The following is a 21,129-nucleotide window of genomic DNA, read 5'->3' as shown; positions in this document are numbered from 1 at the left end:
TTCGGTAACTGCAATGATGCGGAAAGATTCGGTTTAAAGGATGAGCGGGGCGGTGTCAGCTCGCTGTTTAATGCTTTTCAGCAGTATGTGGAAGTGGTAGGGACTAATACATGGCTGCATAATTGAAATGGCAGTGGAAGCGTGCGGCGTTACCTCTCCGGTTTCCCCGAGAGAATAACTTCGCATTCAGCGTTTTTTTGCGTATAATGAAACCGATGAATGATTTGTTCTTCATCGTCCTGGTGGTATATGACCATGGATAAGGCTGGTCGTTTCTACCTGAAGCCGTAAACTTCAGACTACCTCGGGTGATGGTGAAGTTCGTGATTGCATGCGGCAGTTGCAAAACTGCCGCTTTTGTTTTGCGCCGCTACGTTCAACTCTATTGATACGGGGTAAATGGTAACTACTAATTGGAATTTGGGGATAGAGTACAAAAAAAGGCTTTGACGGTCAAATAACGGTCAAAGTCCCTATGAACGTTGATATACCAACATGTTAATATGCCACTGGCAGGAGTCGAACCTGTACTCGGGTAACCCGAACAGCGACCTGAACGCTGCGCGTCTGCCAATTCCGCCACAGTGGCATTGCTCAAAAGCTTACTGTATTAGTATACATGATTTTGATTGGAATGCAAGAATATTTTTTCGACTTTGTTGTGGGCATTCAGAAACGTAAAGAGTGCTTTAAGAAGCAGTTATCTGTTAGTACAATAGGGGATGTAAGTGGGGTTTATGATATAATTAAACTATAAAAAAGATTGGGAAGTGAGCAGAATGCAAGAGTACAAGAATATTCTTGTTCCGGTTGATGGATCAGCTACGGCTGAGCATTCACTGAAGCGGGCTGTTGAGATTGCCCGGCGGAATAACGCCCACCTTGATATTTTGAATGTCATTGATTTGAAGCAGTTTACGGTTAACTTTGGTGGGGTCGTAGATACTAGTGGCGACATTGTTTACCAAACATTCCAGGATGCTGAAGATTATGTCGATGGATTAATCAAAAAGGTTAAGAAAACGGGCTTTAAAGATATTGAACCGCATATTCGGTATGGATCGCCCCGGTCAGTAATTTCAAAGGAATTTCCGGCAGACCACAACACGGATTTGATCGTAATGGGGCCGACGGGGTTAAATGCCGTTGAACGCGTCTTAATTGGAGCGGTTACGGACTATGTCATCCGGTTGGCTAGCTGCGATGTGATTATTGTTCACTAGAAGAATAAAAATAGTGGGCTCGGTATGATTAGTTAAGTTACGGTCGTGATGAAAAATCACGACCATTGCTTTTATTAAAGGGGAGGATTGTATGGGAACAGTAATTGTTGTGGTTATGTTGCTGATTTTGGGCGTAATTAGTTTTCGCCTTAACCGCCAATTGGTAGGTTGGCGGCGGCGCCTTGGTCAGCGAGGTCCCGTTGAATTAACAATGGGACAGCAAATTGCCATTAGTCAACTGCGGCACGATCGCCGTAAATGGGTATTGCTAAGTCAGGTGCTCTTTGTTATTACGGTGATTATGATTTTTAGTGCTTCTTTTACGGAATTGTGTTTTTTCCTGGATCTTTATACGGTTGCCAGTATTGTTGTCCGGCAGTCAAATATCCAGGAAGCGAAGCTGATTGCCCACGGGAACTGAAAACGGGTTTCCAGCGCACTGAATTTGCGGTATGATGTTAATGACAACGGTTACAATAAGGAGGACTTGGCATGGAAAAGATAATGGCAATTAATTCGGGAAGTTCAAGCCTGAAATTTAAACTCTTTGCAATGCCTGCGGAAAAGGAATTGGCAGCAGGACAAATCGAACGAATTGGAATTGATGGTTCGCGGGTGACGATTAAGAACCAAGCGGGAGAGAAGTACACCGAAGAAACGCCGGTGCCGGACCATAAGGCAGCGGTGGGCTTGTTAATGAAACTTCTCCGGCAGTTGTCAATCGTAACGAACCCCGAAGAAATTACGGGGGTTGGTCACCGTGTTGTTGCCGGCGGGGAAGTGTACAAACAGTCAGTTATTGTTAGCGATGATGATGTAGCCCAGATTAAGGCACTTGCGGAATACGCGCCGTTACATAATCCCGCAAATGGTGCGGGAATTCAGGCTTTTCGGGAGCTTCTCCCCCAGGCGGTTTCCGTTGCGGTGTTTGACACGTCGTTCCACCAGACCCTTCCCCCAGAAAACTATATTTATAGTGTTCCTTACGAATGGTACGAAAAATGGGGCGTGCGTCGGTACGGGGCGCACGGAACGAGCCACCGGTATGTTACTCAGCGGGCAGCGGACCTCCTAGGAAAGCCGTACGAGCAGCTAAAATTAATTAGTTGTCATCTGGGAAACGGTTCATCCATTTGTGCTGTTCAGAACGGGCAATCGTTTGATACTTCGATGGGTTTCACCCCGCTAGCTGGTTTAACGATGGGAACCCGTTCAGGAGACGTTGATCCGTCACTGGTCGGATTTGTTATGGATAAGTTGGGGATTACAAACGGAAATGAAATGGTGACTCTCCTAAACCACGAAGCGGGGCTAAAGGGAATTTCTGGAATTTCATCAGATATGCGTGATATTCTTGCTCAAGCCGCTGATGGTAACGACCGGGCACAGTTGGCCTTGGATATTTTTGTCCGGAATATTGTGCGTTATGTTGGTCAGTACGTTGCAGAAATGGGCGGGGCTGATGCCATTATCTTTACCGCCGGAATTGGGGAGAATTCAGCGCCAATTCGGCGGCTGGTACTTGAGCGATTAGCCTATCTAGGAATTAAGATTGATTCTGCAGCTAATGAGCATCCGGATGGCGACTGCGCTATTTCAACGGCAGATTCGGCGGTTGCGGTCCTCCGGGTTAAAACGAACGAAGAGTTAATGATTGCGCGGGATGTTCAGCGACTTGCCCACGAGGCGCATTAATTAGAGTTTTGGACAAGCAGTTACCCCGTGTAACTGCTTGTTTGATGTTTGGAGGCTTAAATGAAGAAAGCACGGCTAACGGTATTAGCAGGCGTGAATGGTGCGGGGAAGACAACGCTCCGCACCCAACACCCTGAGTTATTTGCGGGCGATATTATTGTTGATGCAGACGACTATTTACGGCGCGCTCACGGTAACTGGCGGCGGGGAAATGACCGGATGGCTGCGGTTATGAAAGCCCAGCATGCAGTGAGCGCTCAAGTGGCGGCGCACCGGGCGGTTACCTGGGAGACGCCTCTCGGGGGAACAGCGCGAACCGCTCTTCGTCTTGTTAAGCAGGGCCACGCGCATGGAATGACGGTGCGGTTAATTGGTGTTTTAGTGGCGGATGCAGCTGTAGCTCTTCAGCGGGTCACCGCGCGGTTTCAACAGGGCGGCATTGGTGGAAGTCAGGTGGACGTTGCGGCGCGGTTCGCCCGGGGAGTAGCTAATCTCCGGGTAATTCAACAGGTGGCGGATGAAGTTCTGCTATATACTAATCAGGACAAATTACGGTTAGTGTACGAAGAGCAAGCTGGCGTTGTTTATTATGATGAATTGGCTGCCCAACTTGCTGGTAGTAGTGTTGGGTCGTACTTTTTGTGAACTATTGGTGAGATTAGGTAATCTTCATAGTGGGTTCTCATAAAATCGTGGTATGCTACACGTGGTAGTGATATACAGAGAGGAAACATGAAAAGGAGGTACTTTATAATGCTCAGGAGTACTAATCAGGTTCGGAACATTACCCTTGCAGCGGTGTTTGCGGCGATTGATTATGTTTTGGCAATGATGCAAATTCATATTCCGTCACCAGTGGGGCACCCATTCATTGATTTAGGGTTTACCTTTGTTGTTATCGGAATGATTTTTTTAGGATTTAAATACGGGATAATCGCCGGGTTGATTGGGCTGGTGCTGTTTGATTTTTTAAATGGTTATGCGGCCCACGCATACCTTACCGTTATGGAAGTTTTGATGGTTGGGTGCGTTGCGACACTTACGTTTAACGCACTAGGACGCTCGATGAAGGGTTCCCGGTTGATTATTTTAGGAATTGCTACGGGGATTACTAAGATGGTTAGCGGGTATCTCCGGTATGTGATTGAAGCCCTGATGGTAGGTAGCCATTTTAATACCGCCCTGGCAATGGCGGTAGCAGCTGTCCCAGCAAGTGTTGCAACGGGCATCGCAATGATGATTACCGTTCCGTTATTTGGGATGATCCTCTACCGGGTGATTCACCATTTACGGGCTTAGAACGAAGAATAAGATCTTATTACGAGGTTGGGATATGAGTCTCAACCTCTTTGTTTTTCACGTCAACTAGTGTTAAAACGACCGGGGCAAATAGAAATTTATTAGTCGCCGGATTGGTATCTTACACCGGGGTGATTCTCCCATTTTTTGCTTTGCCGACGGGAAGGGCAATTAGCCGATAAATGCGGGAAATCTGCTATAATAGGAGCAACGAATTTTTAAGGGGGACGGGCGCAATGACAAAAATTGCGGTGTTTTCCGATGTTCACGGTAACGTCGGAGCCTTTCAGGCAATGTATGCAGACAGTCAAGCACAACAAGTCGATGAGTACTGGTTTGTGGGGGACTTGTTTATGCCCGGACCCGGTTCCCAGGAAATGTGGGCGCAGCTGATGGCTATGCATCCGACGGTAATGGTGCGGGGAAATTGGGACGATTTATTGGTTAACGGAGCCCGCGATCAACTTGTTATCGATAAACCGAGCCGTCGTTTTTTTAGTGTTCTCGCCCACTATACAGCTGCTCGTTTAACACCGGAAGTGTTGGAAACTATTGCTAACTGGCCCTTGGCAACCACCCGCAACGTTAACGGATTAACCGTTAATATTAGTCATAATCTGCCATATCATAATTTTGGACAGAAGCTGTATCCCACCGCTCCCCAGGATAATTTTGATGAGCTTGTTCCTGGTGATCAGGCTGACGTGGCGGTGTACGCACATGTTCATCATGCTACTCTTCGGTATACAAACCACGAACAACTCGTAATCAATCCCGGGGCAGTGGGAGAACCATTTGATGCATGGCCCCGGTTACAGCAAGACTTACGCGCACAGTACGTCATCTTAACGGTTGACGAGCAGGGCCGGCCAGCAACTAATTTTCGGCGGGTTGATTATGACCATGAGGCTGAAGCACAGCGAGCTGAGGAGTGTATGGTTCCGTATGCTGACCTTTACCGGGAACAACTTTTTGAGGGCCGGGTTCACACGCATGATCAAGAACTCCTAGCACGAATTAACCATGATCGCGGTTATGATCAACAAAAGTGTTAGAACGTATTAGTTTTAGGGGGATTAAAAATGGATTCATCAGATCAGGATCACGATCATCATCAGTTATCATTTCGTGCTGTTTTCATTGCAACGCTGCTTGACCAACTCGGAGCAGCCTTTTTGTGGCCGTTAATTGCAATTTACATCAATGAATACCTTCACCAATCGCTTACGGTGGCGGGAATTGTTCTGTTATTCGTTTCAATTACGATGGCGGCCGGTAATTTGTTGGGCGGCCGGCTGTTTGATCACTGGAAACCGTATCCGACCTTGATTGGGGCGGCTAGTTTAGCGGTGCTGTCAACGGCAGTTTTGATTTGGAATCATTCGTGGCCGTGGTTTGCGGTCTTACTAATTATTAATGCGTTTGCCGATGGAATTATTGCGACGGTGGTGAACGCCTATACAGCGGCAACCGCACGACAGGGGGCTAGGACGGCGTTTAACACCCTGTATATTGCGGTTAACCTGGGAATTGTTTTGGGCACCCTCCTCGTTGGGGTGTTATTGCCCATTAGTGCGCCGCTTGTGTTTGCGGTGGCAACTGGAGCGTATATCTTACTTTTAATGGTATGTATTGTAGCCTTTCGGGGGCCGGTTATTTTACAACGCCAGCATCGTTTCCAGCATCAAAAGGACGCGAGATCATTAGAACCGCAACAAAACCGTAACCGGTTTGTTGTATTGACGGCCTGCGCATGCCTGGCTAGTGTATACCTCGGGTATGCGTTATGGGAAAGTATTATGCCTGCTCATATGGCGCACTTGGGTATTCCCTTTGTGTTTTACAGTTTTTTATGGACCTTTAACGGATTAATGATTATTTGTTGCCAGCCACTCGTAAATGTGTTGGGTTCCCGGATCCGGATTGATCACCAAATTGAGAGTGGGGTATTTCTCTTCGGGATATCATTTTTAATTCTTGTGGACGCCCATAACTTCTGGATGATTCTCTTTGCGTTTATTATTGCAACGGTTGGCGACATGCTTAGTCTTCCGGCGGTGCCGGCATGGATTGACCAGTTGACCCCTGCAAGCCAACGGGGAAAATACCAGGGATTGCCTAGCATTGCAATGGCGGTTGGCCGTTCCGTAGGGCCATTGTACGGTGGGGCCCTGGTTGACCATGGGAACTATGCGGTCCTCTTTATTTCCGTGGCGGTGTTAATTCTTGGGCTTTTAGTGGCCTTGGTTATGATTGCCCGGCGGCAACAATTAATTCGGGAATAAAAATAGCGGATATGGCAATAGAAAGGATAACCACGGTGGAAAACGGTCACGCCAATGGATCGCGAATAAGCGATTCGAAATTACCACCTTTCACCACGGTTATTTATTTTGGGCTTGAAAAAGCAAAGAGGCTGTGGCTTTCTTGCCACAGCCTCTGTTAAATTTTAAGTTAATTCGTTAGTGTGGAAGCACGTTCATGATGGTTAAGAGCACGATAAACGTAACCATCAGGATCCAAACGATTGGCCGAACCTGTTTTATCTTTCCGGCGGCCGTCATCATGATTGGGTATGTTAAGAACCCGAAGGCAATCCCGTATGAGATGTTGTAGGTCAACGGAATTCCGATTAACGTCAGGAAGGACGGAAAGGCCACTTCAAACTTATCCCAGTTGATTTCCCGCAAGGATGATGCCATGAGAACTCCGACAATGATAAGGGCAGGAGCCGTCACGTTATCTGTGATCATGGTTAGAAGTGGGGAGAATAACATACTGATAACGAAGAGGACGGCAACAACGACGGTCGTTAGCCCGGTTTTTCCTCCAACAGCAATTCCAGCAGAAGATTCAACGTAGGCAGACGTTGGGGTTGTTCCCATGATTGAGCCGGCCAGCATTGAAACGGAATCAGAGATCAAAGCCCGGTTCATCCGCGGCATCTTGTCACCTTTCATAATGCCGGCTTGTTGGGCAAGACCAATTAATGTGCCGGCAGTATCAAAGAAGGCCACCAGCAAGAAGACAATAACTACGGCCCATAGTTGCGGGTCAGTAATCAGTGCACCGATGTGGGTTACCCCCACGCCAAAGGTTGGCTTTAGGCTTGGCGCCATTGAAATGAAGTGGTGCGGGGCCTTAATTAATCCAGTAAAAAGGCCTACGATAGTGGTGAGAACCATTCCGATAAAGATTGATCCCGGTACTTTACGTGCCATTAGAATTCCAATTACGAAAATGCCAAAGATTGTTAACCACACAGCTGGGTGGGTTAGTGATCCAAGACTGACGAGATTGGACTTATCAGCTCCGACCAGGCCGCCTTCTTGCAGCCCGATAAATGCGATGAAAATTCCAATCCCGGCGGCCATTGCTAGCTTAAGGTCCCGTGGAATGGCATCAATTACGAATTCCCGGATTTTCATGAGGGAGAGAACCACGAAAATGATTGATGCAACGAATACTCCAGCCATGGCTTTTTGCCACGAGATTCCCATTGCTAAGACAACCGAGAAAGTGAAGAAGGCATTGTCACCTAATCCTGGAGCAATGGCAATCGGGTAATTTGCAAGCACCCCCATTAAGAGACACCCGATAATGGCAGAAAGGGCGGTTGCGGTAAACACGGCCCCCTTATTCATGCCCGCCTGACCGAGAATACTCGGATTAACGAAGAGAATGTATGCCATTGAGACGAACGTTGTGATTCCGGCAAGAACTTCCCGTTTTACCGTTGTTTTGTTATCAGCAAGATGGAATATCCGGTCGATTGTTCGCCAAGTGGCAGAACTGTTCGTGTTATTATCCATAAATAATGAAACCTCCATATCATTTGTTCGGCTATGATTATAAAACCAATTAGTGATTGATGCAAGTTAAATGTTCGTTATATACGAACAATGCGTGCATAATAGCAATAAAAAAACGTTCCCCGCATTATAAAAGTGAAGAATGTCCGGGTTTTATTAAAGCAAATTATTAAAGGCAGCCTTTCATAAGGTAGTATAATCCGGCGACTAACATGACACAGTAGGTGATCCGCCGCACTCCGGTCATGGAAAGACGTTGCATGATTTTTAGTCCTACCCATGTTCCTAAAAGGCACGCGATAATGGCGATGATGGTGGGAGTACCCATTGCAATCGTGAGGTTTCCGTTGAAAAGGTCATTAACGATCAGGTTAATGGACGTAATAAAAAAGAAGGTTTGAATTGTGCCTTGATATTCAAGTGGTTCATCAATAACGGCGTCATAGTAAGCGGCAATTGGGGCACCGCTGATTGCGAAAAGCCCGCCCATAATTCCGCTTACTGCCCCAGCTGTCAATCCCGTTGCGGCATTGCGGGGGAGGATGATGCGTGGAGCAACGAAAATCATGTATGCTGCCAGGGTCCACAGAAAGATTCCGAGGATTAAGTTAATTGTCCGTTGGGAAAGGCCAACCATAATATGGACACCAATCGCACCACAGATGAATGCGGGAATGGCTGGGAGGAGGACCTTTTTCCAATTAATATGGTGCCATAGCCGAATAATTGCGAAAAATTGCAATACCATGCTAGCAATAATGGAAATTACGGCGCATTCCTTATAATCAATCAAGCCGATGGCGGGAATCACCGCCATAAAAACCATGCCAAAGCCAAACCCACTCGTACATTGAACAAGTGCGGCGGTGAACGTAATTAGAATAATAATCATAAAATTTAAAGCAACCATCATAAACTCCTTCATTATGCTTAACCGTTTTCAGTTTAGCGTTAATCGGGGTGTGGCTCAAGATGAATTTGCCAAACTTTCTGGTGAACAGAAAAAGGGAAGAAACATCAGAATAGTTACAAGGTTATACGGATAGTTATGGTAATCGTAAGGTTGTTGGGAGTAAACGATTATTTTGCGTAGACGGAGAGCAGCATTGTACGCTGACGCTGGATTGAAAAGGCCTTGTAATCACCTATAATAAGAGAGTGATGATTATGGCGACGACCTTAGAGCAAACTCAGTCAGCAATGGTTTTAAGTATTTCATGGGGTTCTTTTGTATGTTCATCCGAGCCGTGCTATATAGGGGTGCACAGAATATTTAGCCATTATTTGTACCGTACGCCGTTGAGGCGGTTTACTTGATGTTGGCGCCATTTTTCGTGATCGGGTCGTCTTCAGGCATGTTTGGCCTCGTCTGCAATGATTAGGCTCTGCTTTTGGAAGAAGAAACAAGGGGTTATGTTTAGGCCTTGGGTTGGTGTATGCTATCTGGTTAGCTATCGGCACTGCTCTTCGGGACAACCAAACCAGGGCCAGCATTAATTTTAAGATGATGTGGTGTTGTGATGTCAGTTTTCTTTGTAATTGGCTTTATCCTGTTAATCGGTGTGGTTATCCGAATTAAAGTGCTGCAAAAGGAGACGCAAAGATAGTCAAGGAAATAGGGTAATTGGAAGGGTTACGGAGGAAGATCAACGCGGCTTTTCCGTTAAAGGAGGAATTACTATGTGTACTGGATTACGGTTTACTGATGATCAGGGGAATTTGTTTTACGGCCGGAACCTGGACGTAGAATCGTCATACGGTGAAAGGGTACTGGTAACTCCTCGGAATTACGTCTTACCATACAAGTTCCGGGATGACCGGAAGTCCCAGCGGGCTATTATTGGAATGGGGATTATGACCGGAAAGTACCCCATGTACTTTGATGCTTGCAACGAAGATGGATTGTGCATTGCCGGGTTAAACTTTCCGAAATTTGCCCACTTTAGTGACGTGCCGGTGACCGGAGAGCTTAACTTGACGCCGTACGAACTCATATTGTGGGTATGCGATGAGTTTGATTCAGTAGCCGCGGTCAAGGATGCATTAAGGAACGTAAACTTGGTAAATAAACCATTTACCCCCCAGATGCCGGTTGCACCACTACACTGGTTAATTAGCGACGCTCAGGCCGCCATTACGGTAGAAATGTCCGCGGATAAGGGACTACGGGTTTATGACAACCAGGTTGGGGTGTTAACCAACAGCCCGGACTTTGAGTGGCACGTCAAGAACCTGATGAACTATGCAGGACTAACGCCAAATGATGCGGCGGATGGCACGTGGAGTAAGCAGGCCATCGCTTCGTGGGGTGTGGGGACTGGTAGTTACGGGTTGCCAGGAGACAGCTTACCGGCTTCTCGGTTCGTAAAGGTGGCCTACCTGAACGCCAACTATCCGCTAGTTTCTGGTGAAAAAGCTAATGTAGCAAAGTTCTTTAACATTTTAAAGAACGTTGCTATGGTACGGGGATCCGTAACTAACCAGGACGGTAAGGATGAATACACGGTTTATACCGGGTGCTATTCTCAAGCAACGAAGACGTACTACTACAATACTGAAAATAACTTTGCTATTAAAGCGGTTCAGTTAACAGAAGCTAACATGACATCTTCTGAGGTGACGATTTATTAGATAATGGTTGCATAATTGAAAATATCATCGCGGAAGAATCTACGGTGGTGTTTTTGATTAACCATTCATTTCGCTGGATAAAACTGGAAAATGTTATAATAAGAATACGCTTAACAATAATGACGAAGGAAGCGACGGCCATGATTGAAATCAAGCGACGCCGGATCGGGGAGATTCCGGTTTTAGAACTTGCTGGGACGGAATACCAGGATAGCGCCCGTCCATTGGTGGTGTTTTACCATGGGTGGACCGGACGGAAAGAAAATAACCTGACGCAGGGGTATGAATTTGCCCGGCAGGGGGTGCGGGTGGTAATGCCTGACGCTCTCTACCACGGAGAACGAACCGATGAAAAGGGTCCTCTTGCCCACGAGGCGGAGTTTTGGCAAATTATCATGCAGTCCGTAAAGGAGTTTCCTCAGGTGGTTGCTTTTTACCGGAATGCAAGACTTATCCAGGATAATCAGATTGCGGTGAGTGGCCTGTCGATGGGGGGAATTACAACCTGTGCGCTACTGGCAACCTATGATTGGATTACAACAGCCGGGTGTTTCATGGGAACGCCGTGTGCGGTAGATTTCTTGCATTATCTACTTACGCACGTTCCTGGAATGAACCAGGTTTCGCAGGAGTATGTGAATGCTCAGGTACAAGCGCTTGAAAAAATGGATTTATCCCACCACCCGGAAAGATTAGCCGGGCGGCCCGTTCATTTCTGGCACGGGTTAGCTGATGAGACCGTCCCGCCCCAACCAACGCTTGACTTTATCAAGCAGGTACAACAAACCCCGGCCGGGAGGAATGTTTCTGTGAACACAACGCCGGATGCGGGGCATGAAGTTCCGTATGCGGCAACGGTAATAATTGCCAAGCAAGTAGCGACGTCCCTAACAAAGTAGGCGGGGGAAACAAACGTGTTTAAAAAGAACTTTCTTTCAATTGTGTATTTTGCTGTTTTTGCTTTCCTGGCAGTTCTTTGTTTTTATAAAATTCAGGAACGGGATTTGATTATTCGGTTGAACAACCATAACCTCTCGCAGGATGCTTACGAGGTGACGGTAGCGCCGCAAACAACTGTGAAACAGTTTAACAAGTGGTTAGATAATGATGATGCAATTAAGAGCGTGCAGGTCCACTGTCAAGATAAACAGCATAAAAACGTCACGTACTTCTACGGGAAGGGACGTTATGCTGTCCCACCGATGGTTTCCGGGCAGTTCTTTTCTCCGAGTGACATGCAGTCGGAGGTGAGCGTAGCGGTTGTTGGTAAAAACGTGGCAAAAAAGCTGTATACCCCCAAAGATCAGTCGTATTTGTTCATCAACGGGCAGTACATGCCGGTAATCGGAGTAATGGGGGATAAGTACCGTTCCCGGCTGGATAACCAAATTTTTATTTCTGAGTCTCAGCGGGCGGTTGGTAAGATGAAGGCGGGGAATTACCGGATTATTCTGGACGGCCGTAAGAAATTGAATCCGCGTAATTTAAAAACAGCCCTCCACGCGACAAAGATTAAGACAATTGTTTCTAAGCGGTTAACGGTTGCTGGCCCGACGTGGGTTGGGCAACATTGGGCTCAGCTACTAGGATTGATTATGGTATTAGTGGCGTACTTTGGGGCAACCTTTGTGCGGATTTTCCGGTCGGAACAACGGATGCTTGCGCTGAAGGCAGCCCTTAAGGAAAGTTGTCCCCGGTTATTGTTCCATGAGACTAATCGGTTTGCCTTGGTTTCAGGAATTGGGACGCTGGTTGGAACGTTAACCGGAACAATGAGCTATACGTTTACTACCTACACTGGTATTCTGATTTTCATTGGACTGGTGTACTGCATTAACCTGGTTTTTTTCCGGTCCCTTGGTGCGCTTGTGCTGGACCGGCAGCGGATGTAGTGGAGGAATGGAATGGACTTACCAGTTGCTTTTAAGGAAAAATATCGCCAACTACTCGGGGAAGATGAAGCGGAAGCCCTTTTTGCGAGTTTTGATACTCCGCCAGTGAAGGGGTTTCGGTTAAATCCGCTAAAACCCCACTATCAGGATGTGGCGGTAGCATTAACGCATCCGCTTTCCCACGTTGTTGATGGGTATGAAGGGCGGGTACACGGACACACCCTGATGCATCAGGCTGGCTATGTCTATAGTCAGGACCCAAGTGCAATGTACGTGGCGGCAGTGACGAATCCGCAACCTGGGGAGCGCGTGTTGGATTTATGTGCTGCTCCGGGCGGGAAAACAACCCAGTTGGCCGGAATGATGGCCAATCAGGGTGTATTGGTTAGTAATGAAATTAACACCAAGCGGGCACGTGTTTTGGCAGAAAACGTGGAACGAACCGGTGCCCGGAACGTGTTGGTGCTAAATGAACGTCCAGACCACCTGGCCACAGAATTAGCGGGTTACTTTGATAAGGTGGTTGTTGATGCGCCGTGTTCCGGAGAAGGAATGTTCCGGAAGGATCCTACAGCGGTAAAGTACTGGCACACAGGCTATCCGGCGGAGTGTGCTCGGCGTCAGCACGAAATTTTGCGCTCAGCAATGGCGCTTCTGCGACCGGGTGGCCAACTCGTGTATTCAACGTGTACCTACGCACCGGAAGAGGATGAGCAGGTGGTTGCGTGGCTGCTGCGCGAATACGGGCTCATGGTTATGCCGCTGAAGCGTTATCCAGGAATGGATGCGGGACGCCCGGACTTTGCGGATGAAGAGGCAGCATTGGCTGGAACCGTGCGGATGATGACCCACCACTTTGCGGGTGAGGGTCAGTTTGTAGCTAAACTCCAGGATCCCCGCCCAGCTGTTTCGGTTGGCGGCCGGTCCTGGTACCCGAGAAAAAAGAAAAGCCTGAAGGTTTCTGGTCGGCTAAATAAGGAGCAATTACAATTATGGACGGCATTTCAGCAGGAGACGCTTCCGGGATTTATTGTGGCTCCCGCCGACCTGTACGTTTCCGGAACGTACTTATACTTATACCGACACGAGTGGCCGGCCCTTAATGGGCTAACGTACCAGCGGCCGGGCTTGCTGTTGGGAACCTTTAAGAAGAAGCGTTTTGAGCCAAGCTACGCGTTAGCTCTGGCGCTTCGTCCGGAGGAAGTGGCGCACGTGCTTGCGGTGTCTGAGGCTCAGTGGGCAGCATACGTTAGTGGTCAGGTGTTGTCGTTAGATGAAGAGCACCCCACCGGTTGGACGCTGCTAACGTGTGCGGGAAAGCCATTCGCCTTTGGTAAGGTGGTTGGCCGGACGGTGAAGAACTTCTTCCCGAAAGCGTTACGGTTTACGGTGGATAAATAGAATTGAAGCAAACAGGAGAGCGGCAGAACGTTGTCCTGTTTTTTAGTTTGGTAAGTTCCGCTTGAAATTAAAAGGTATTAAAAAGGTTAGAACCACTGTCCTAACCTTTTTGCTTACTTAATTGTTAATAATTGCTCCGCCGTTTGTTGGAGTGCGGGACTCAGCAAATACGGTGCTCGCTGAAGTTCTGCGATTGTTTTGCACCCGCACAGGACCATAATCCGTTTGAGCTGGTCCTTAAACCACTCGATGGTTTGAACTAAAGTAGTGAGATCGTGTTTGATGAGAATGTGGAGGAAGGAACCGGCAATTCCAACGTTATCCGCGCCGAGTGCTAAACATTTGGCGACGTCGAGGGGAGTATGAATTCCTCCCGTAGCGGTAATAGTCAGGTTGGAGGCTATTTTCTTAGCGATTAAGAGATTTTCTGCGGTGGTTAATCCCCATTCTTTCAGGTAGGCCATGTCCTGATGGGGCCGCCGCTCGTTTTCAATGGTAATGAAGTTAGTTCCACCACGGCCGCCTAAATCAACGCCCGCAACCGGAAGCGTGCTTAGGGTATGCAGCGTCCGGGGATCAACGCCTTGCCCAACTTCCTTGATGATAACGGGGACGGTCACCCGCTGGGTAATGGCTACAATGTTTTCTTGCCAGTGGAAGGCCGTTTCGCCTTCCGGCATGGTAAGTTCTTGGGCGACGTTTACGTGGACTTCCAGGGCATTAGCATTAATGAGGTCTACGGCCTTTTGTGCAGCGTTTGGGGAAGTTGTCGCACTGACGTTTCCGAGGACCACCCCAGCTGGATTAACCTGACGCACAATGGTAAACGACGGCTGGGCAGCTGCACTCCGCAGGGCAACGCTTTCTGATCCGGTTGCCATGGCAATCCCTGTTTCCTTAGCAGCGGTGGCGAGTTGTTGGTTCAGCTTACCGGTTTCTGATGTGCCCCCGGTCATCGCGTTAATGAAGAATGGGGCAGTTGTTTTTTGCCCCGCAATGGTTGTGGTTAAATCAACGGCGTCCAGGTTGATCTCTGGCATAGTGTGAGGGACTAAGCGGACCTCCGCAAGTCTGGTTGCGGTTGCCGTCTCCTCCTGAAATTGCTTGGTAGCAAGGCTAACGTGTTCGTTTTTGCGGTGTTCTTGCTGGTTCATTGGTGTTCCTCCTCGGCGTAAACGTGTAGCGTAAGCGGGGTGATGCCAGCTGTTTGCCATGCTGCAGTGATCTGGGGGGTATCCGGGGCTTGGCGGTCAGCAATGGCAATTCCACAATCGCCGCCGCCCGCCCCCGATGACTTTGCCTGTGCCCCGAACCGGTGGGCAATTTCGACTAACTGGGTAAGAGCGGGGGTTTCAATGTTAATGCCACTGGCCGCTGCTAACTCAGTTAACAGGGTGCGATTCACCGCTAGCTGTTGCTGGATTGCTGGTAAATTTCCTGCCTGAAAAGCTCGAATCATGGTGGTCACGCATTGCCGACTTGCAGTCAAGAATTGCCGGTACGCATTTTTAACCCGGTAGTGGTCCATTTGGGTAACAAAGTTAGCGGTCGACGCTGGGGTCCCCGTCCACCCAACGAGGAGCTGAAGAGCAGGAGGGGGTGTCAGGGAGGTGATTTTAAGGTGTGGCCACTTCATTGTGATTAACTGGCTGATTGAAACGTGGTTGGCTGTTTTCATTAGCCACTCCCGGTCACATGACTGGTAGGCAAGCCAGCCGCCGTAAGTACTAGCGGCGACGTCTCCGAGCGATCCGTTTCCCTGAACCCGGTAGGCAGCCACGGCTGCTAACTTAAACGTTGTGGTTCGGGTAAGGGCGAGGTGGTAATAGCGCGCCGCCGCTTTAACGGTTGCCACGGTAACAGCCGCGGATGATCCAAGGCCGTATTTTTTTCCCGCGGCATCGTCCAGGGAACTTGTGACGTGAAGGTTTGCTGGCCGAATTTTCTTTCCTTGTTCCCGTGCAAGCCGGAGCACAACCTCGAGAGCAGCAGTAACGTACGGAAACGGGTGAGAAGTCGGGGTTGTGATAATCGTTTTGACGGGGGTAGTTTGCCAAGTAACGTACGCATTTTTATTTTGGTCGGAAGTAATGGTTCCAGTAGTTGTTTGTGTGGGGGTCAGCGTGACGGTTACGGTCCGGTCAACGGCCACCAAAATAGCGGGGTAACCGGGCGTTACCACCGCATATTCACCGGCAATATAAAGTTTTCCCGGCGCAGTTGCCGTAATCATGGGCTTTTCCTCCTCCCAACGTTAGTCCTCGCTAATAATTTGCACTCCTGGTCCCGGATGGGCGACAAGGAGATCATTAGCGTTAAAGCAATGTTGTAGTTTCGTTAAAACAGAAGGAACATGTTGTTCCTCACACAGAACCTTCACGTTTGGACCGGCGTCCATCGTGTAGTAACACGGAATTCCGGTGGCCCGCAGTTCCTCTACGCAGCGCATGGCTGTTAGACTACCCGCTGTGAAGTATGTAAAATGAGGCGTGGCTGTTAGGTTCAGGGCGTGCATTGCCATGGCATTACTTTCAGCAATCATTCCGGTTTGCTGAATATTGTGCGCAGCAATGGCGGGTTTAATAGCGGCTAGGTCTGCCTGTGCTTTTTTCACCCATTCCTGGTAAAACGGGGACGTGTTGACCACGGTTTGCATGCCTACCCGAGAACCAATTTTTTTCTCAGCCCGGCTCACTACTACGGTGATCATCCGAATGGGCCAGGTGGGGTGTTCGTCAAGCGGAACAGCATATGATGTGGTATCGTCAATCCCCGCCTGCCATTCGGTAAAGCCCCCAAAGATTGACCGGGTAGCGGATCCGGATCCTCGGCGTGCTAATCGCGAAAGGGCTTGACGGTTTAAAGTTAACCCGGCTGCCCGACTTGCAGCGGCTGCGAGGGCTGCGTAAGCGGAGGCGGATGATGCTAATCCCGCTGCGGTAGGCACGTGGTTTGTTGAAATTACCGTTGCTCCCGCCACTAGATCAGCCCGGTTTCGGATAACGTTAAGGAAGGGGGTTACCCGTGTTGTTGGTTGGGCAACCCCATCAAGAATTAATTGATCCGTTTGGCGCTGAGAGTCAAACTGGACGGTTGTTTCCGTATAAAATTCATCGAGGGTGAGGGACAGCGAACTATTCATCGGGATGATGAGGTTTTCGTCTCGTTTCCCCCAATACTTTACGAGGGCGATATTTGTGTGTGCCCGTGCAGTTACCCGGGGCGTTTTCATTCTTCATTCTCCTTTGGTACGAGGGTAAGAGGCTCAATCCATGTGGCAGTGACGCCATGCGCTGAAAGTAACGTTGCGAGGCGCCGTGCTGTTTTGGTATCCGGAACGAGGTTAATAAAGCAACCACCGCACCCGCCACCGGTTAGTTTACTTCCCAGGGCCCCGTTTTGGCGGGCAAGGGTAATCAGCTTATCAAGTTGAGGGCTGCTGACCCCCAGAGCGCGTAGTTCGGTTTGATTTGCGTTCATCAATCGTCCCAGCTCCGGTACGGCGTTTGCCGCAAGGGCGTCCTTCATCTCCCGGACAATGGTGCCAATTGTATGGAGGTGTTGGCGGGTTGGACGAGGATCACTGGTAAGGTGTTCCTTCACTCGCATGATGGCAGCACTGGTCTTTCCCTTAATGCCACTATCACAGATAAGGAGTGCAGCGTTGACGTTAATGGAAAGCGGGTGCGGTTCGTGTCCCCGGATTAGCCAGACCGGATTGGTACTGGCAGTGGTTGCCGCATCCAAGCCGCTCGGATTCTTGTGGGTAATTTTCTCAGCTACCGCAGCCCAGGTAAGGAGTTGCTGGTGGTTAAGGGGGCGGTTAAAGAACCGAAAGGCTGCCCGGATAATGGCCACCGCAACGGCAGCGGACGAACCCATTCCCCGTTCAGCGGGCAGGGCACTGTTAATGGTGAGATCATACCCTTTTCGGTAATTTACATCCGCCATTAACTGGTTCAGCAGGGCGTGAACCCCATTCATCGTTGGGGGCATCGTCACAACTGGTCCGTCATAGTATGAACTATGAATGGTTGCTTGGCCCGCTTGGGGCCGGAAGGTGGCCTGGGCCTGAACGGTTGTTAAAGGAAGAGCGATAGCTGGCTCTCCGTATACAACTGCGTGTTCACCCGCAAGGATAATCTTTGCGTTACTTGTGCCCGTTTGTGGTGTCAACGGTACTCCTTCCTTTCATTAAACGTTCCTGGTTGGTCGCAACTAGCGACACACAGGTAAATTATACCCGAGCCGTCGGGGAACGACAACATTTTCCTTCGTTTCCTGAATCGTGAACGAGCATGGTATAATCATCACCGGAATAATTATCGGACCTAAGATGAACTTTTAACTGGAAGTGGCTGGAATGACAACGTACGCGGTCGTGGACTTAGAAACAACGGGGACAAAGCTTAACGGGCACCACCGGATTATTCAGTTTAGCTGCACCTTTGTGAAGGGGAACCGATTGGCGGGTTCGTTTACTACACTAGTTAATCCCGAACGGCGGGTTGATCAAGAGGTACTACGGTTGACGCACCTAAAGCAGCGGGATCTGGACAACGCACCGTTATTTGATGACGTTGCGGGAACAATTTACGAATTATTGGCGGAAACGACTTTTGTGGCCCACAATATCCAGTTTGACTACCGTTTTTTGAGTCAGGAGTTTGAACGGGTAGGGTATCCGCCCCTCACGTTACCGGGAATTGACACGGTTCAGTTAGCACAAATCCTGTATCCAACACAACCCTCGTACCGATTAAGCGATTTAACCCGCGCGCTTGGAATTTTGCACCGGCATCCCCACCAAGCTGATAGCGATGCGGCCGTAACGGCCCGGTTATTCATTAAACTTCAGCGGCGGTTGCGTTCCCTTGACCGGGGGGTTGTGCAGCGGCTGGCGTCGTTGAGTCGGTGCCTCCTATACGAAACCGGGCGGTGTTTTACCGCTGCTGCCCATTATCAGCAACATGTGGGGACTAAACCCCACCGAAACCAAAAGGCGGTGGAGGGCTTGATTCTGCGGCGGCATGCGGAGCCAGTCGCATTAACGGCACTGGAATATCCCCAAACAAAACGGAAGAAGGAACGGTTGTTTAAGGGAGAACTTGATTATCGCCGCGAGCAAGCGCGGATGATGAACGATGTTTTTCGAACGTTAACGCAGAAAACAACGGCGCTCTTTGAAGCGCCTACTGGGGTCGGGAAGACACTGGGATATTTGTTGCCAGTGGCCTATGCTGCCAGTACCGGGGCTAAGTTTGTGATCAGTACTGCCACGACAACCTTGCAGGGGCAACTGCTTCAGGAAGCTCTTCCGGTGGTGACCCGGTTGACTGCGCAACCCGTGCCCGTAATGTTACTGAAGGGGAATAACCACTACATTGATATTGCTCGGTTTGCGCGGACGTTGCAGCGACCGGTTTCTGAGCACAGCCAGCTCCTCCAGATGAAAATTTTAGTGTGGTTGAGTGAAACGACGACCGGGGACTTAGATGAGCTGCACTTAACGCAGCAACAAGACCCGTTATTTGCCCAGATCCGGCATCACGGAATTGACAGTTTATCAGCAGATGACCCGTTCTATGATGAAGATTTCTTGGTTCGTCAGGCTGAAGAACAACGCCATGTTCCGGTAATCATCACCAACCATGCATACCTCGTTCAACACGCAGCAGAATTTGCTGCGATGAATCGCTGCTTAATTGTAGATGAAGCCCAGCACCTTCCTGATACGGTATTGGATCAACCAGCGGTGCAATTGGATTTTGATGCGATTAAGATTGCAGCGGATACTATCCTGACCCTGATGGAATCGCATGAGTCATTAGCACTACGTGATCTTATTGGAAAAAGCGGAATTAGTCGGGCTGAATACGTGGCTTTGCGGGCGGATCTAAGAGTAATTGATCACCAGGTTCCAGAAATTCGGACGGCCTTACTTGCCAACTTTACCCTGCGAGATGACGGAACACAACTGCCAGCGATGACCCTAAATTTTGGACGTTTTACCGGGTTTGTGAAGGGCCACCTCGGTCCAATTAGTAAGATCACCAAGGCGGCGGTGCGGGTACATACGAGCTTAACCCGGTTGCGCCACCGGTTAGCCGGGACTGACCAGCAACACCAGTTTACGCCAGAAGAACAGCAGTTTTTAACCACGTTTTTTGAAACGGGGGACGCCTTGATTACGACGTTGCTCCCGTGGCGGGTATTTGACCTCACATACTTAGAAGACCTTCAGGCGACCGCCATGGTATCGCTCCAGCGGGCTGCCGATAATCCCAACGCTCACTTACGCCTTGTTGTGGGGATTGCGGCGACAACGGATTACCTGAACCAGCAGGTGTACCGCTTTTTCCAGCAAGTCCTCTTAGTGGGAGCAAACCTGACCCTCCGAAACCGGGAGCAAACCAAGAAAACGTATGATTTGTCGGGGGCGGCAACGTTTTATCACTATAAGGCCCCGTTTGATTATTCAAAGCAAGCGGCCGCGTTTCTGGTTAGGGACATGCCCTCTGTGCGGGAAATTGGGCGGGGAGAGTATGCCAAGCAGTTGGTGGCGGGCCTTGCGCCGATCTTACGGCAAGAACACCGGCAAACCCTGATCCTCTTTAACTCATTGGCTGTGATTGAGGCAGTATACGCTCAGCTTGGTGTTGTTGGCATTACTAGCGAACGACCAGTAATGGCACAGGGGGTCACGGGAACCGTCGCCAAACTAAAAAAGCGTTTTGTTTTGGCAAAAAACGAAGGGGCAATCCTATTAGGAACCGGAACGTTTTGGGAGGGCGTTGATTTGCCTAAGGACCAGCTTGAGCTACTGGTTATTGCTCAGCTTCCGTTTGAATCACCAACAACCCTACTAAATCAGGTCAGGTATGCCCGGGAACAGGCAAAACACCATAACCCGTTTGTCACGCTATCCCTGCCGCGGACCGTGCAACGAATGAACCAGGGGTTAGGGCGGTTAATTCGCACGCCGGATGATATTGGTGCCATGGTCGTACTAGACAGCCGGATTGTTACGCAGCGATATGGCAAAACTTTCGTGAAGGCGTGGCCGGATTCGCTGCCCGTTAAAACGTGTTCGGTGAAGCAGTTAACTAACCAGTTGGCTGTATTTTACGCCCAGCACCCGGCAAAATGAGGTTGGTGGGCGTTTAGCCGGCGTGC

General features: G+C 49.3%; 18 protein-coding genes, 1 tRNA gene and 1 riboswitch. Of the genes, 12 read left to right on the top strand and 7 right to left on the bottom strand.

What is annotated here, in order from left to right; translation table 11 throughout:
- The first annotated feature begins 223 nt into the window (after positions 1-223).
- Positions 224-322, top strand: a riboswitch (purine riboswitch).
- 182 nt (positions 323-504) lie between these two features.
- Positions 505-589: transfer RNA gene (locus ACI3E1_RS02450), tRNA-Leu, on the bottom strand.
- A gap of 190 nt (positions 590-779) precedes the next feature.
- Between ACI3E1_RS02450 and ACI3E1_RS02445 the strand changes: the two genes are divergently transcribed.
- The 7 genes from ACI3E1_RS02445 (at position 780) to ACI3E1_RS02415 (ending at position 6,502) form a co-directional block, all read left to right on the top strand.
- Positions 780-1,223, top strand: a complete 444-nt coding sequence (locus tag ACI3E1_RS02445; protein ID WP_405024101.1) for a universal stress protein — start codon at positions 780-782, stop codon at positions 1,221-1,223.
- A 91-nt stretch (positions 1,224-1,314) separates the two neighbouring features.
- On the top strand, positions 1,315-1,644 hold the full coding sequence (locus tag ACI3E1_RS02440) for a hypothetical protein (protein ID WP_405024100.1): 330 nt from the start codon (positions 1,315-1,317) through the stop codon (positions 1,642-1,644).
- A gap of 71 nt (positions 1,645-1,715) precedes the next feature.
- Positions 1,716-2,918 (top strand): acetate/propionate family kinase, encoded by a 1,203-nt coding sequence (locus tag ACI3E1_RS02435; protein WP_405024099.1) that lies wholly within the window; start codon positions 1,716-1,718, stop codon positions 2,916-2,918.
- Between the two features lie 60 nt (positions 2,919-2,978).
- Positions 2,979-3,563, top strand: a complete 585-nt coding sequence (locus ACI3E1_RS02430) for an AAA family ATPase (protein WP_405024098.1) — start codon at positions 2,979-2,981, stop codon at positions 3,561-3,563.
- A 108-nt stretch (positions 3,564-3,671) separates the two neighbouring features.
- Positions 3,672-4,217: an ECF transporter S component gene (locus ACI3E1_RS02425; RefSeq protein WP_405024097.1), complete on the top strand. Its 546-nt coding sequence runs from the start codon at positions 3,672-3,674 to the stop codon at positions 4,215-4,217.
- 236 nt (positions 4,218-4,453) lie between these two features.
- Entirely contained in the window at positions 4,454-5,272 is an 819-nt protein-coding gene (locus ACI3E1_RS02420; RefSeq protein WP_405024096.1) for a metallophosphoesterase family protein, read from the top strand.
- A gap of 27 nt (positions 5,273-5,299) precedes the next feature.
- Positions 5,300-6,502, top strand: a complete 1,203-nt coding sequence (locus ACI3E1_RS02415; RefSeq protein WP_405024095.1) for an MFS transporter — start codon at positions 5,300-5,302, stop codon at positions 6,500-6,502.
- A 177-nt stretch (positions 6,503-6,679) separates the two neighbouring features.
- On the opposite strand, the gene ACI3E1_RS02410 is transcribed toward ACI3E1_RS02415, so the two are convergent.
- Both ACI3E1_RS02410 and ACI3E1_RS02405 read right to left on the bottom strand, forming a co-directional pair.
- Positions 6,680-8,029, bottom strand: a complete 1,350-nt coding sequence (locus ACI3E1_RS02410) for an NCS2 family permease (RefSeq protein ID WP_405024094.1) — start codon at positions 8,027-8,029, stop codon at positions 6,680-6,682.
- Between the two features lie 169 nt (positions 8,030-8,198).
- Entirely contained in the window at positions 8,199-8,942 is a 744-nt protein-coding gene (locus ACI3E1_RS02405) for a sulfite exporter TauE/SafE family protein (RefSeq protein WP_405024093.1), read from the bottom strand.
- Between the two features lie 767 nt (positions 8,943-9,709).
- Here ACI3E1_RS02405 and bsh point away from each other — a divergent pair.
- The 4 genes from bsh (at position 9,710) to ACI3E1_RS02385 (ending at position 13,953) form a co-directional block, all read left to right on the top strand.
- Positions 9,710-10,660 (top strand): choloylglycine hydrolase, encoded by a 951-nt coding sequence (gene bsh, locus ACI3E1_RS02400; protein WP_405024092.1) that lies wholly within the window; start codon positions 9,710-9,712, stop codon positions 10,658-10,660.
- A 140-nt stretch (positions 10,661-10,800) separates the two neighbouring features.
- A complete protein-coding gene (locus ACI3E1_RS02395) occupies positions 10,801-11,559 on the top strand; it encodes an alpha/beta fold hydrolase (RefSeq protein ID WP_405024091.1) in 759 nt (252 codons plus the stop codon).
- Positions 11,560-11,574: 15 nt separating this feature from the next.
- Positions 11,575-12,552, top strand: a complete 978-nt coding sequence (locus ACI3E1_RS02390) for an ABC transporter permease (RefSeq protein WP_405024090.1) — start codon at positions 11,575-11,577, stop codon at positions 12,550-12,552.
- Positions 12,553-12,564: 12 nt separating this feature from the next.
- Positions 12,565-13,953, top strand: coding sequence for an RsmB/NOP family class I SAM-dependent RNA methyltransferase (locus ACI3E1_RS02385; RefSeq protein ID WP_405024089.1), 1,389 nt, complete (start codon positions 12,565-12,567; stop codon positions 13,951-13,953).
- 113 nt (positions 13,954-14,066) lie between these two features.
- Here the strand turns inward: ACI3E1_RS02385 and fni are convergent, their stop codons facing one another.
- Genes fni through mvk form a run of 4 tightly spaced genes read right to left on the bottom strand, consistent with a single transcriptional unit; the run spans position 14,067 to position 18,129 of the window.
- Positions 14,067-15,107, bottom strand: a complete 1,041-nt coding sequence (gene fni / locus ACI3E1_RS02380; RefSeq protein WP_405024088.1) for a type 2 isopentenyl-diphosphate Delta-isomerase — start codon at positions 15,105-15,107, stop codon at positions 14,067-14,069.
- On the bottom strand, positions 15,104-16,186 hold the full coding sequence (locus ACI3E1_RS02375; protein WP_405024087.1) for a phosphomevalonate kinase: 1,083 nt from the start codon (positions 16,184-16,186) through the stop codon (positions 15,104-15,106). Before ACI3E1_RS02375 ends, fni begins: the two co-directional genes overlap by 4 nt.
- Positions 16,187-16,207: 21 nt before the next feature.
- Complete coding sequence (gene mvaD / locus ACI3E1_RS02370; protein ID WP_405024086.1) at positions 16,208-17,185, bottom strand: diphosphomevalonate decarboxylase; 978 nt, start codon at positions 17,183-17,185, stop codon at positions 16,208-16,210.
- The gene (mvk, locus tag ACI3E1_RS02365) at positions 17,182-18,129 is read right to left on the bottom strand and encodes a mevalonate kinase (RefSeq protein WP_405024085.1); all 948 of its coding nucleotides are present in this window, start codon (positions 18,127-18,129) and stop codon (positions 17,182-17,184) included. The genes mvaD and mvk overlap by 4 nt, the downstream gene beginning before the upstream one ends.
- Positions 18,130-18,316: 187 nt before the next feature.
- Here mvk and ACI3E1_RS02360 point away from each other — a divergent pair, with 187 nt between their 5' ends.
- Positions 18,317-21,103 (top strand): helicase C-terminal domain-containing protein, encoded by a 2,787-nt coding sequence (locus ACI3E1_RS02360; RefSeq protein ID WP_405024084.1) that lies wholly within the window; start codon positions 18,317-18,319, stop codon positions 21,101-21,103.
- The last annotated feature ends 26 nt before the right edge of the window (positions 21,104-21,129 follow it).

Origin of the sequence: Ligilactobacillus sp. LYQ139 (assembly GCF_045033025.1) — a bacterium.
In the GTDB taxonomy this organism is placed as follows: Bacteria; Bacillota; Bacilli; order Lactobacillales; family Lactobacillaceae; genus Ligilactobacillus.
The sequence above is the reverse complement of the archived record's forward strand: the minus strand, read 5'-3'. Positions and strand labels throughout refer to the sequence as shown.